Annotated in this window: 7 protein-coding genes; all 7 read left to right on the forward strand. The window is 68.7% G+C overall.

Going from position 1 to position 14,403, the window contains the following annotated elements:
• Positions 1-68: 68 nt before the first annotated feature.
• The 7 genes from AB0Q90_RS24975 (at position 69) to AB0Q90_RS25005 (ending at position 14,358) form a co-directional block, all read left to right on the forward strand.
• Entirely contained in the window at positions 69-1,484 is a 1,416-nt protein-coding gene (locus AB0Q90_RS24975; protein WP_363161593.1) for an extracellular solute-binding protein, read from the forward strand.
• Between the two features lie 88 nt (positions 1,485-1,572).
• Entirely contained in the window at positions 1,573-2,532 is a 960-nt protein-coding gene (locus AB0Q90_RS24980) for a sugar ABC transporter permease (RefSeq protein ID WP_363161594.1), read from the forward strand.
• Between the two features lie 16 nt (positions 2,533-2,548).
• On the forward strand, positions 2,549-3,424 hold the full coding sequence (locus AB0Q90_RS24985; protein ID WP_363161595.1) for a carbohydrate ABC transporter permease: 876 nt from the start codon (positions 2,549-2,551) through the stop codon (positions 3,422-3,424).
• Between the two features lie 110 nt (positions 3,425-3,534).
• Positions 3,535-5,139 carry an alpha-amylase family glycosyl hydrolase gene (locus AB0Q90_RS24990; RefSeq protein WP_363161596.1) on the forward strand — a complete coding sequence of 535 codons (1,605 nt, stop codon included), beginning with the start codon at positions 3,535-3,537 and terminating at the stop codon, positions 5,137-5,139.
• Positions 5,140-5,285: 146 nt separating this feature from the next.
• Positions 5,286-6,296, forward strand: coding sequence for a LacI family DNA-binding transcriptional regulator (locus AB0Q90_RS24995; RefSeq protein ID WP_363161598.1), 1,011 nt, complete (start codon positions 5,286-5,288; stop codon positions 6,294-6,296).
• 254 nt (positions 6,297-6,550) lie between these two features.
• Entirely contained in the window at positions 6,551-9,925 is a 3,375-nt protein-coding gene (locus tag AB0Q90_RS25000) for a CARDB domain-containing protein (RefSeq protein ID WP_363161599.1), read from the forward strand.
• Positions 9,926-10,065: 140 nt separating this feature from the next.
• Positions 10,066-14,358, forward strand: coding sequence for a discoidin domain-containing protein (locus AB0Q90_RS25005; protein WP_363161600.1), 4,293 nt, complete (start codon positions 10,066-10,068; stop codon positions 14,356-14,358).
• The last annotated feature ends 45 nt before the right edge of the window (positions 14,359-14,403 follow it).

Genomic DNA, 14,403 nt, shown 5'->3' on the forward strand with positions numbered 1-14,403 from the left:
ACCCCACAGCGCACCCGCCGACCGGTGGTGGGGTGACCTTTCACGTTCATGCCCGAAGGGGACCACCCATGAGAAGTGCCAGGTTCCGCCGTACTCGCCGCGCAAGCGCGGTCGCCCTCGTCTCCGCGCTCACGCTGACCGCGCTCGCTGCCTGCGGCACGAGCAGCAGCGACAACGACGGTGGCTCTTCCGAGGGGAACGGCTCGTCGGATCCCTCCGCCCCGCTGGATCCGAAGACGAAGGTGACGATCACCATCGACTGCATGCCGCCGACGGCGAAGGCGGCCGAGCTCAAGGAGTGGAAGGAGGACGTCGAGGAGTTCAACAAGACCTACCCGAACGTCACCGTCGAGGGCCGCTCCACGCCTGGCCAGTGTCTGGAACCGCCGCGCTTCACCGCGATGTTGAAGGCCAAGTCGCAGCCCGACGTCTTCTACACCTACTTCACCGATCTGCCGCAGGTGCTCGACCACGACGGCGCGGAGGACATCACCGCCTACGTCAATGACAAGACCGTGCCGGCGCTGAAGGACATCGACCCGAACGTGCTCGGCACGCTCAAGCAGGACGGCAAGCTCTACGGTCTGCCCACGAGCAACTACACGATGGGTCTGCTGGTCAACCGCAAGCTGTTCAAGGAGGCCGGCCTCGACCCCGATGCCCCGCCGCGCACCTGGGCGGAGGTCCGCACCGCGGCGAAGAAGATCGCCGATCTGGGCGACGGCATCGCCGGATTCGGCGAGTACAGCGCGGGCAACACCGGCGGCTGGCACTTCACCGCGCAGATGTACAGCATCGGCGGCGAGATCGTGGACGCGAGCGGCAAGAAGGCCGCGTTCAACGACGAGTTGGGCAGGCGGGTCGCCGAGAACCTCCACGCCATGCGCTGGCAGGACGACAGCATGGGCAAGACCCAGCTGCTGAAGTGGGGCGACCTGCAGAAGCAGATCGCCACCGACAAGCTCGGCATGTTCCTCGCGGCCCCCGACGACATTGCTTACATGGCTCAGCAACTCGGCGCCGAGTACGAGAACTTCGGCATGGGGCCGATACCCGGCGAGAAGGCCACGCTGGCCGGCGGCAACAGCTACATGATCAAGAAGGGCATCTCGTCCGACAAGGTCAAGGCCGCGATCGCCTGGCTGAACCTCAAGAACCTCACCGTGGGCAAGGGCCAGTTCGACTGGGAGCGCACCAAGGCCGACGGGCTGCCGGTCGGTGTCCCGCAGCCCAACTTCTGGCTGAACGAGTCCAAGACGCAGGACGACGCGGCCCGTGCCGAGCACGCCACGATGCCGGTGGAGAACTTCAAGACGTTCATGGACAACCCCGTCGTGGGCAAGGCCGAGCCGCCCAAGGCGCAGGAGATCTACAAGGTCCTCGACAACGTCATGTCCGGCCTCCTCACCAACGAGGACGCCGACATCGACAAGCTCCTCGACACTGCGGAGTCGCAGGTCAACCAGATCCTGGCCAATCAGTGACGCAACCGGGCGGGGCGGCGTAGGAGCCGCCCCGCCCGGCGTCCCGGCCTCGGTGACAGACATGGCAGATCGGTACCAAGGAGCGACGATGTCGGCCCCCAGCCTGACCCCGAGCAAGGCAGGACCACCCAGTCACACCAAGCCGCGCGAGACATCCCGCGCGCCCGCCCGCGGACCTTTCACCCGGAGCCTGCGGCGCAACCTGACGGCTCACGGCTTCCTGATCGGCGCGGTCGTCTGCTTCGCCCTGTTCTCCTGGTATCCCATGGTCAGGGAGTTCTTCCTGGCCTTCCAGAAGGCCGAGGGCGGTGAGGTCACCTGGGTCGGCCTGGACAATCTGGTCACGGTGTTCAACGATCCCGCCTTCTGGCAGGCGTGGCGCAACACGCTGCTGTTCACCGTCCTGGCGCTCGTCTTCGGGTTCGCGGTGCCGTTCGTCGTCGCGATCGTCATCAACGAGTTCCACCACGGCAGGAGTTACCTGCGGCTGCTCGTCTACCTGCCGGTGATGCTGCCGCCGGTCGCCTCCGTACTGCTGTTCAAGTACCTCTACGACCCCGGCTACGGGCTCCTGAACGAAATGCTCGGCTTCTTCGGCCTGCCCGAACAGCAGTGGCTCCAGGACGCGGACCTGTCGATGCTCTCCGTCGTCCTCGCCTCGACCTGGATGAACATGGGCGGCGCCGCCCTGATCTACCTCGCCGCGCTGCAGGGCATCCCCGGTGAGCTGTACGAGGCGGCCGAACTCGACGGCGCCCGGCTGTTCCGCAAGATCTGGCATGTCACCATCCCGCAGACCCGGCTGATCCTGTCGCTGATGCTGCTCATGCAGGTCATCGCCACCATGCAGGTCTTCGTCGAGCCGTTCCTGCTGACCGGCGGTGCAGGCCCGGAGGGTTCGACCACGACGGTGGTCTACCTGATCTACCAGTACGCCTTCAACTTCAACAACTACGGTGCCGCGGCGGCGCTGGGCCTGCTCCTGCTCGTGCTGCTAGCCGGATTCTCCGCGGCGTACGTCAGGCTCAGCCGCGCCGAGGACGAGTAGGCCAGGGGAGACCACCATGTCCACGCGTACGCTCATCTCGCCGGCCCAACTGGCCAGGCCGCGCGGCAAAGCCCTGTACTGGATCGTGTTCACCCTGGTCACCGGCGCTTTCACGCTGGCCTTCCTCGGACCGCTGTACTGGCTGGTCTCCAGCGGCTTCAAGGAGGCGCAGGAAGTGATCCAGACCCCGCCGACGCTGGTTCCCGAATCCTTCGAGCCCGACAACTACCAGCAGGCCTGGGAGGTCATGGACCTCGCCAGACTGCTGGGCAACACCCTCTACTACGCGTTCGGTGCCCTGGCCTTCCAACTGGTCCTGGACGTGGCCGCCGCCTACTCGCTGTCCAAGCTCCGCCCGATATTCGGCAAGGCGATCCTGGGGATGATGCTGGCGACCCTGATGATCCCCGCGACGGTGCTCGTCGTGCCGCAGTACCTGACGGTCCTGGACGTGCCGATCGTCGAGCGGAACCTGCTGAACACCCCGTGGGCCATCTGGCTGCCCTCGGTGACCAACGCCTTCAACATCTTCCTGCTGAAGCGGTTCTTCGACTCGATCCCGAAGGAACTGCTGGACGCCGCCTCGATGGACGGGGCGAGGCCGATGCGCATCCTGTGGTCGATCGTGCTGCCCATCTCCCGGCCGATCCTCGGCGTGGTGTCGATCTTCGCGGTCGTCGGCGTCTGGAAGGACTTCCTCTGGCCGATGCTCACCCTGCCCGACCCCGCCAAGCAGACCCTCAACGTCGGTATCTACTCCCTGTCCAACGGTGTGCCGGTGAACGTGCTGATCGCCGCGCTGACGATCGCCTCCCTGCCCACCCTGCTGATCTTCCTGATCTTCCAGCGGAACATCATGAGCGGCCTCACCGCCGGCGGCCTCAAGGGCTGACCGCCCGCCGCGGCACCCGTCACCGCCCACAAGCCTTCGCCGCCGGCCTGTCCGACGCCCCGCTGTCCGCACCGGCGGCGAAGATCCACCCTGCCCGAAAGGACCGTCACGTGGCAGCCCCCACCCCGCACCGCACCGACGACTGGTGGCGCGACGCCGTCATCTACCAGGTGTACCCGCGCAGTTTCGCCGACGGCGACGGCGATGGCACCGGGGATCTCGCGGGCGTGCGCGCCCGACTGCCCTACCTGGCCGAACTCGGCGTGGACGCCGTCTGGTTCACCCCCTGGTACCTCTCACCGCTGGTCGACGGCGGCTACGACGTGGCCGACTACCGCACCATCGACCCGGCCTTCGGCACGCTCGCCGACGCGGAGAAGCTGATCGCGGAGGCCCGGGAACTGGGGATCCGCATCATCATCGACATCGTGCCCAACCACGTCTCCGACCGGCACCCCTGGTTTCGGGCAGCGCTCGCCGCCGGCCCCGGCAGCCCCGAGCGGGAACTGTTCCACTTCCGTCCCGGACGCGGCGAGCACGGGGAACTGCCGCCCAACGACTGGCCGTCGCAGTTCGCCGGCTCCACCTGGACCCGCCTCCCCGACGGCGAGTGGTACCTGCACTTGTTCACGCCCGAGCAGCCCGACCTCAACTGGGCCCACCCCGCGGTGCGTCAGGAGCACGAGGACGTGCTGCGCTTCTGGTTCGAACGGGGCGTGGCGGGCGTGCGGATCGACTCCGCGGCCCTGCTCGTGAAGGACCCGTCCCTGCCGGACTACACGGCGGGCGTCGACCCGGAGCCCTTCGTCGACCAGGACGAGATCCACGCCATCTACCGTTCCTGGCGGGCGATCGCCGACGAGTACGGCGGTGTGTTCGTGGGGGAGGTGTGGCTGCCCGACGCAGAGCGCTTCGCCCGCTATCTCCGCCCCGACGAGCTGCACACGGCGTTCAACTTCAACTTCCTGACGTGCCCCTGGGAGGCCGCCCGGCTGCGCCGCTCCATCGACGACACCCTTGCCGAGCACGCGCCCGTCGGCGCCCCGGCCACCTGGGTGCTGTGCAACCACGACGTGACCCGCACCGTGACCCGCTACGGCCGTGCGGACACCGCCTTCGACTTCGCCACCAAGCGCTTCGGCACCCCCACCGACCTCGCTCTCGGTACCCGGCGCGCCCGCGCCGCCGCCCTGCTCAGCCTCGCCCTGCCCGGCTCCGTCTATCTCTACCAGGGCGAGGAACTGGGCCTGCCCGAGGCCGACATCCCACTGGAGCGCATCGAGGACCCGATGCACTTCCGCTCCGGCGGGACGGACCCGGGCCGCGACGGCTGCCGCGTCCCGCTGCCCTGGGAGGCCGGCGCACCGTCCCTCGGATTCGGGCCGGGGTCCGAGCCCTGGCTGCCCCAGCCGGCGGACTGGGCGCGCTACGCGGTCGACCGGCAGAGCGGTGACCCGGAGTCGATGCTCGCCCTCTACCGCCGGGCCCTGCGCCTGCGCCGCAGCGAGCCGGGCTTCGGTGACGGCCCCCTGGCCTGGCTCCCCGCACGGGACGGCGTCCTCGCCTTCCGCCGAATCCACGCCTTGGTCTGCGTCGTCAACCTCTCCGACGCCCCGGCGGTCCTGCCGCCGCACGAACGGCTCCTCCTGGCCAGCGGCCCGCTGCACGCCGACGGAACGCTGCCGACGGACACGGCGGTGTGGCTGCGGGCCTGACACCCCACCGTCGGCGCCTCTGGAAGCCGTTTGCGCAGAGCAGACAACGACGACCACGTGCAGGTACGTCAGATCCGGTCCCGTCGACGGATATGAACGGTGGGAGGGCTGCAACTACTTGCGGGTTTTGCGTTAGGCTTGCGTGCATGACGCGACGACTGGCCCAGGTGGCGAAGAAGGTGGGGGTCAGTGAGGCCACGGTCAGCCGTGTCCTCAATGGCAAGCCCGGTGTCTCCGATGCGACACGGCAGTCCGTGCTCACGGCGCTGGACGTCCTCGGATACGAGCGCCCGACGCAGCTGCGCGGGGAGCGCGCCCGCCTCGTGGGCCTTGTGCTGCCGGAGCTGCAAAACCCCATCTTCCCGGCGTTCGCCGAGGTCATCGGGGGCGCGCTCGCGCAACAGGGGCTCACGCCGGTGCTGTGCACGCAGACCACGGGAGGCGTGTCCGAAGCCGACTACGTGGACCTGCTGCTCCAGCAGCAGGTGTCCGGGGTGGTCTTCGCCGGCGGCCTCTTCGCGCAGGCCGACGCGCCGCACGAGCACTACCACCTGCTGGCGGAGCGCAATATCCCGGTCGTCCTGGTGAACGCGTCGATCGAGGGCCTCGACTTCCCGTGCGTGGCGTGCGACGACGCGGTCGCCGTCGAGCAGGCGTGGCGCCACCTCGCCTCGCTCGGCCACGAACGGATCGGCCTGGTCATCGGCCCTCCGGACCACGTCCCCTCGCGCCGCAAGCTGGAGGCCGCCAAGGTGGCGGCGGAGGCGCTGGGCATGGCGCTGCCCGAGGAGTTCGTGCGGCGGTCGATCTTCTCGCTGGAAGGCGGGCAGGCCGCGACCGCGCAGCTCCTGGACCAGGGCGTCACCGGAATCGTCTGCGGCAGCGACCCCCTTGCCCTGGGGGCGATCAGGGCCGCCCGCCGGCGCAGGCTCTCCGTTCCCGCGGACGTGTCGGTCGTGGGCTTCGACGACTCGGCCTTCATGACGTGCACCGAGCCGCCCCTGTCGACGGTCCGCCAGCCCATCGAGGCGATGGGCCGCGCCGCGGTCGACCTGCTGTGCGCCCAGATCCAGGGCACTCACCCCGGCCTGGGGGAGCTGCTCTTCGAGCCCGAGCTCGTCGTCCGCGGATCGACCGCACCGCCCCCGACCCGCTGACCCTCCGTCACCACCCTGTCGGCACCGGTATCGCCGCTCCTTGAGCGGCTTTGATACCGGTGCCGTCGGCGTTTCTGCCGCCTTCCGCCTGTCATGGTCAGGACGGAACCGTTGACAAACTCGTCATGCAGTAGAAACCTCTCAGCCCAGCGACGCAAGCAAGCGATGAAACTACTCAAGAATTTGTCTTGCGGTCGCCATTTCCTGTCGAACCCATGCTGCGCTCCCCGCGCATGACCTTGGGAAAGGCCAACATGAGAGGCATACCTCCGGGCAGACGATGGGGGGTCGGCCTGCTGACCGCGGGCCTGATCGCCGTAGGACTGCTGCCCGCCCCCGCACATGCCGCGGACGAGGATCCCAACCTCGCACTCGGCAGACCGGCAGCGGCCGGTGGAGCACACAGCGGCTACCCGGCGGCCAACGTCACCGACGGAAGCCAGCAGTCGTACTGGGAGGGCCCGACCGGCTCCTTCCCTCAGTGGGTCCAGGTCGACCTGGGCTCCCAAGTCCCCCTGGACCGCGTCGCGCTGAAACTCCCCACCGGCTGGGAGGGACGCTCCCAGTCCCTGGCCGTCCTCGGCAGCCCCGACGGCGACTCCTTCACTACGCTCGCCGGCACCCAGGCCCGCACGTTCGCCCCCTCCGAGGCGAACACCGTGAACATCGACCTGCCTTCGGCCACCGCCCGCTACGTACGGGTGCAGGTGGCCTCCAACTCGGGTTGGAACGCAGCCCAGTTGTCCGAGCTGGAGATCTACGGCGAGGGCGGCGAGGATCCCGTGGACCCGCCCCCGGAGGGCACCAACCTGGCGCGGAACAAGCCGATCGAGGCCACGTCCACGACGCAGAACTACGTCGCGACGAACGCCAACGACGACAACCTCAGCACCTACTGGGAGTCGGCGGGTTTCCCGGCCGACCTGACGGTGAAGCTCGGTGCCGACGCGGACGTCGAGGCCGTGGCCGTCAAGCTGAACCCGGATCACATATGGGCAGCACGCAAGCAGTCGCTGGAGGTCCTGGGGCGCGCCCAGGGAGCTTCCGGGTTCACCACGTTGAAACCCAGGGCCGATTACTCCTTCAGCCCGTCATCGGGCGAGAACTCCGTGGTGATCCCGGTGACGGGCCGCGTCGCGGACGTGCGGCTGGCCTTCCACTCCAACACCGGCGCTCCCGGCGCGCAGGTCGCCGAACTGCAGGTGATCGGCAGGACGGCGCCGCACCCGGACTTCGTCGTCACCGATCTGACCTGGTCCCCGGCCTCCCCGTCCGAGAAGGACGAGGTGACGGTCGACACCACCGTCCGTAACGCCGGCACCGCAGACGCCCCCGCGACGACGGTGAACGTCAGCGTCGAGGGCGCCGTCGCGGGTTCCGCTCCGGTCGCCGCCCTCCCGGCCGGATCGTCCGCCACCGTCTCCGTCCCCGTCGGCAAGCGCCCGACCGGCTCCTACACCGTCTCCGCGGCCGTCGACCCGACGGACACCGTCGCCGAGCTGGACAACAGCAACAACAGCCGGACGGCCGACAAGAAGCTGACCGTCGCCCAGGCCCCGGGCCCGGACCTGAGGGTCACCGGCATCACCAGCAACCCGGCCGCACCCGCGGTCGGTTCGTCCGTCTCCTTCACCGTGGCGGTCAACAACCGCGGCACCACCCCCGTGTCCGCTGGCACCGTCACCCGGCTCACCGTCGGCGACACCACCCTTCAGGGCACGACCGGGACCGTCGCCGCAGGCGACACGACCACCGTCACCATCGACGGCACCTGGAAGGCCACCAACGGCGGCGCCACCCTGACCGCCACGGCCGACGCCACCGCAACCGCCGAGGAGACCGACGAGAACAACAACGTCTTCGCCCGCTCCATCGTCGTCGGACGCGGCGCCGCCGTCCCCTACGCCGAGTACGAGGCCGAGGACGGCAGTTACGACGGAACCCTCCTCACCGCCGACAAGCAGCGCACCTTCGGGCACACCAACTTCGCCACCGAATCGTCCGGCCGCCGGTCGGTACGGCTCGACGACACCGGCGACCACGTCGAGTTCACCTCCATCAGCGCCGCCAACTCCGTCGTCGTACGCAACTCCGTCCCGGACGCGGCCGGCGGAGGCGGACGCGAGGCCACGCTCAGCCTGTACGCCGACGGCGAGTTCGTCCGCAAGCTGACGCTCTCGTCCAAGCACAGCTGGCTCTACGGCACCACCGACGACCCGGAGGGGCTGACCAACACCCCGGGCGGCGACGCACGCCGCCTCTTCGACGAGTCCCACGCGCTACTGACCGAGACCTACCCGGCGGGCACGGAGTTCCGTCTCCAGCGGGACGCGGGCGACACCGCCGCCTTCTACGTCATCGACCTGGTCGACCTGGAGCAGGTCGCCGCCCCGGCCGCCCAGCCGGCCGGCTGCACCTCCATCACCGAGTACGGCGCCGTACCCAACGACGGCATCGACGACGCCGACGCCATCCAGCGCGCCGTCACTGCCGACCAGAACGGCGAGATCGACTGCGTGTGGATCCCGGCGGGCCAGTGGCGGCAGGAGAAGAAGATCCTCACCGACGACCCGCAGGACCGGGGCCAGTACAACCAGGTCGGCATCCGGGACGTGACCGTCCGCGGCGCCGGCATGTGGCACTCCCAGCTGTACTCGCTGACCCCGCCGCACCAGGCCGGCGGCATCAACCACCCGCACGAGGGCAACTTCGGCTTCGACATCGACGACAACACCAAGATCTCCGACATCGCCGTCTTCGGCTCCGGCACCATCCGGGGCGGCGACGGGGGAGCCGAGGGCGGTGTCGCGCTCAACGGCCGGTTCGGCAAGGACACGAAGATCACCAACGTGTGGATCGAACACGCCAACGTCGGTGCCTGGGTCGGCCGCGACTACTCCAACATCCCCGAACTGTGGGGCCCGGGCGACCGCGTCGAGTTCAGCGGCGTACGCATCCGCAACACCTACGCCGACGGAGTCAACTTCGCCAATGGCACCCGCAACTCCACCGTCTACAACTCCTCCTTCCGCAACACCGGCGACGACGCCCTTGCCGTATGGGCCAGCAAGTACGTCAAGGACACCTCGGTCGACATCGGCCACGACAACCACTTCCGCAACAACACCGTCCAACTGCCCTGGCGCGCCAACGGCATCGCCGTCTACGGCGGCTACGGCAACACCATCGAGAACAACCTCGTCTCCGACACCATGAACTACCCGGGGATCATGCTGGCCACCGACCACGACCCGCTGCCCTTCTCCGGGCAGACCCTCATCGCGGGCAACGGCCTGTACCGCACGGGCGGGGCGTTCTGGAACGAGGACCAGGAGTTCGGCGCCATCACGCTCTTCGCGCAGGGACCGGACATCCCCGGTGTCACCATCCGCGACACCGACATCCACGACTCGACCTATGACGGCATCCAGTTCAAGACGGGAGGCGGCGCGATACCGGACGTGAAGATCACCCATGTCCGCATCGACAAGTCGGTCAACGGCTGCGGCGTCCTCGCCATGGGCGGCGCACGCGGCAGCGCCACTCTGACCGACGTGACCAACACCAACTCGGCGGAAGGCGACGTCTGCGTCGAGCCCGGCTCGCAGTTCGTCATCAACCGCACCTGACCCACTCGCCCAGACCAGGTGCGGCGGCCCGCTCTCCCCGGGCCGCCGCACCGCCAGAACGACTGGCAAGCGATGGACCCGCACCCTTCCCCCGAGTCGCGTCGCGTGCCCCTCGGCACGCGACGGAAGAGCGAGGACTGATGCACACCCCCACCAGAAGATCCCGGTGCCTGAGCGCCGTGATCGCAACAAGCCTGCTGGCGCTGGGCGGACCCCTGACGGCCGCCCACGCCGCGGGCGGACCGAACATCGCGCTCGGCGACGCCGCGTCGGCGAGCAGTTCCCACGCCGAGTACGGCGCCGCGAACATCACCGACGGCAACCAGGGCAGTTACTGGCAGAGTGCCGGATCGAATCTGCCCCAGTGGGTGCAGGCCGACCTCGGGACGTCCACCCGCGTGGACGAGGTCGTCCTCAAACTGCCGACCGGCTGGGAGAGTCGCAACCAGACGCTCTCCGTCCAGGGAAGCGCCGACGGCACCAGCTTCACCACCCTCAAGAGCTCCGCCACCTACACGTTCACCCCGGGCACGGGCAACACCGTCACCGTGTCGTTCCCGGCTACCCAGACACGGTTCGTCCGCGTCGACGTCACCGCCAACACCGGCTGGCAGGCGGCCCAGCTCTCCGAGCTGGAGGTGCACTCGGCCGACGACGCCTCCACGAACCTCGCTGCCGGACGCACCCTGACCGCCAGCAGCCACACCGAGGTCTACACGGCGGGCAACGCCAATGACGGCAACCGGGCCACCTATTGGGAGAGCGCCAACAACGCACTGCCGCAATGGCTCCAGGCCGACCTCGGCACCTCCCGCGCCGTCAACCGCGTCGTGCTGAAGCTCCCGGCCGGCTGGGAGAGCCGCAGCCAGACCCTGAAGATCCAGGGCAGCACCAACGGCACGGACTTCACCGACCTGTCGTCGTCGCAGGCCCACGCCTTCAACGCCGCGAACGACAACACCGCGACCATCACCCTGGACGCGGCCACGACCCGCTACGTCCGTGTCCTGATCACCGCGAACACCGGCCGGCCCGCCGCCCAGATATCCGAGCTGGAGATCTACGGCCCGGCGACCGGCGACACCGAGGCCCCGACCGCGCCTTCGGAGCTGGCGTACACCGAGCCCGCCACCGGCCAGATCCGCCTGACCTGGAAGGCCGCGAGCGACAACACGGGCGTCACCGCGTACGACATCTACGCCAACGGCGACCTGCTGACCAGCGTTGCCGGGGACGTCACCGCGTTCACCGACAACCGCCCGGCGAACCAGACCGTCTCCTACCGCCTACGAGCCAGGGACGCGGCGGGCAACCAGTCAGCCGACAGCAACACAGTCACCCGCGTCGGTGACGCCGGTGACACCGAGGCCCCGACCGCCCCGTCGAACCTCGCCTTCACCGAGCCCGACCCGGGCAAGGTCAAGCTCACCTGGACCGCCTCGACCGACAACGTGGGCGTGACCGGATACGACATCTACGCCAACAACGTCCTGCGCGAGAGCGTCGCCGGGAACGTCACCACGTACACCGACACCCAGCCGACGACCAGCACGGTCACCTACGTGGTCCGGGCCAAGGACGCGGCCGGGAACGCGTCGGGCGACAGCAACAGCGTGACCCGCAACGGCAGCGGCGGAAACGGCTCCAACCTCGCCGTCGGCAAGCCGATCGAGGCCTCCTCCACGGTGCACACCTACGTCGCCGCGAACGCCAACGACAACAACACCGTCACCTACTGGGAGGGCGCCGGCGGCAGCTACCCCCAGACCCTCACCGTCAAGCTGGGTGCCAACGCCGACCTGGACCGGCTCGTGCTCAAGCTGAACCCGGACACGGCCTGGTCCGCCCGTTCCCAGACGATCGAGGTCCTCGGCCGGGAACAGAAGGCCTCCGGCTTCACCAGCCTGGTGGCGGCGAAGAGCTACGACTTCAGCCCGGCCGATGGCAACACGGTCACCATCCCGGTCACGGACCGGGTGGCCGACGTACAGCTGAAGTTCACCGCCAACACCGGCGCTCCGGCAGGCCAGCTCGCCGAGTTCCAGATCGTCGGCGTGCCCGCACCCAACCCGGACCTTGTCGTCACGGGTCTGACCACGTCACCCGCCGCACCCGTGGAGTCGGACGACATCACCGTCGCCGCCACCGTCCGCAACGACGGCCCGGCGACCGCTCCCGCGAGCAAGGTCGCGGTGCGCCTGGGCGACACCAAGGTCGCCACCGCCGAGGTCGGCTCCCTCGCGCCGGGTGCCCAGAGCACGGTCGAGGCCTCCATCGGCGCCCGGGACGCGGGTTCGTACGAGCTCAGCGCGGTCGCGGACGAGCCGAACGACGTCGTCGAGCAGAACGAGACCAACAACGCGTACACCAGGCCCACCGCCCTGGTGGTCAAGCCGGTCGCCGGCTCGGACCTGGTCGCCGGCACCGTGACCACCAACCCCTCCAGCCCCGGCGCCGGCGACGCCGTCACCTTCAAGGTGCCGGTGAAGAACCAGGGGACCGAGGCCAGTGCCTCGGGCAGCCACGCCGTCACGCTCACGCTGATCGACGACAGCGGGGCCACGGTCAAGACCCTGACAGGCGCCCACACCGGCACCATCGCCGCCGGCGCCATCGCCGAGGTGAGCCTCGGCCCCTGGACCGCGGCGAACGGCTCCTACACGGTGAAGACCGTCATCGCCGACGACGCCAACGAACCGCCGGTCAAGCGGGAGAACAACACCTCCACCCAGCCGCTGTTCGTCGGCCGCGGCGCCAACATGCCGTACACCACGTACGAGGCGGAGGACGCCACCGTCGGCGGGGGAGCGAAGGTGGTCGGCCCCAACCGGACCATCGGCGACATCGCCGGTGAGGCCTCCGGCCGCAAGGCGGTGACCCTCGACGCGATTGGGGAGTACGTCGAGTTCACCACCCGCGCCGAGACGAACACCCTCGTCACCCGCTTCTCCATCCCGGACGCCCCGGGCGGCGGAGGCCTCAACTCCACCATCAACGTCTACGTCGACGGCGTCTTCAAGAAGGCACTCCCGCTCACCTCGAAGTACGCCTGGCTGTACGGGGCGGAAGCCTCTCCCGGCAACGACCCGGGCTCGGGCGCGCCGCGGCACATCTACGACGAGGCGCACCTGCTGCTGGGCGAGACCGTCCCCGCGGGCAGCAAGATCCGCCTCCAGAAGGACGCCGCCAACACCGCCGCCCACTACGCCTTCGACTTCATCGACCTGGAGAAGGTCGCCCCGGTAGCCAATCCGGATCCGGCGGCCTACGCGGTACCGGCCGGCTTCACCCACCAGGACGTGCAGAACGCGCTCGACCAGGTCCGCATGGACACCACGGGCAGGCTCGTGGGTGTCTACCTGCCGCCCGGCGACTACCAGACCTCAAGCAAGTTCCAGGTGTACGGCAAGGCCGTCAAGGTCGTCGGCGCCGGCCCCTGGTACACCAAGTTCCACGCCCCCTCCACGCAGGACAACACGGACGTCGGCTTCCGCGCCGAGGCCACGGCCAAGGGCTCGCTCTTCAAGGGTTTCGCCTACTTCGGCAACTACACCTCGCGCATCGACGGACCGGGCAAGGTGTTCGACTTCTCAGGTGTGTCGGACATCGTCATCGACGACATCTGGAACGAGCACATGGTGTGCCTGTACTGGGGCGCCAACACCGACCGGATGACGATTCGCAACTCCCGGATCCGGAACATGTTCGCCGACGGCGTCAACATGACCAACGGCTCCACGGACAACCTCGTGTCCAACAACGACGCCCGGGCCACCGGCGACGACAGCTTCGCGCTGTTCTCGGCGATCGACGCGGGCGGCGCGGACATGAAGAACAACGTCTACGAGAACCTGACCAGCACCCTGACCTGGCGGGCCGCGGGCATCGCCGTGTACGGCGGCTACCACAACACCTTCCGCAACATCCACATCGCCGACACGCTCGTCTACTCCGGAATCACCATCTCGTCGCTGGACTTCGGCTACCCGATGAACGGCTTCGGCACCGACCCCACGACCTTCGAGAACATCTCGATCGTCCGGGCGGGCGGCCACTTCTGGGGCAACCAGACCTTCCCCGGCATCTGGCTGTTCTCGGCCTCGAAGGTCTTCCAGGGCATCCGCATCAACAACGTGGACATCGTCGACCCCACCTACAGCGGCATCATGTTCCAGACGAAGTACAACGGCAGCCAGCCGGAGAACCCGATCAAGGACACGATCCTCAGCGACATCTCCATCACCGGCGCCAAGCGCAGCGGCGACGCCTGGGACGCCAAGTCCGGCATGGGCATCTGGGCCAACGAGCTGCCCGAACCCGGCCAGGGTCCCGCCGTGGGTGAGGCGACCATCAACTGTCTGCGGATGAGCGGCAACGACGAGAACATCCGCAACACCACCACCACGTTCAAACTCAACGTCAACCCCTGCTGACAGCAGGCCGAGGCCCAGCACGAGCGAGACCAGCGCCTGCCTCCC

It is taken from the genome of Streptomyces sp. NPDC079141 (assembly GCF_040686775.1).
Classification (GTDB): Bacteria; Actinomycetota; Actinomycetes; order Streptomycetales; family Streptomycetaceae; genus Streptomyces.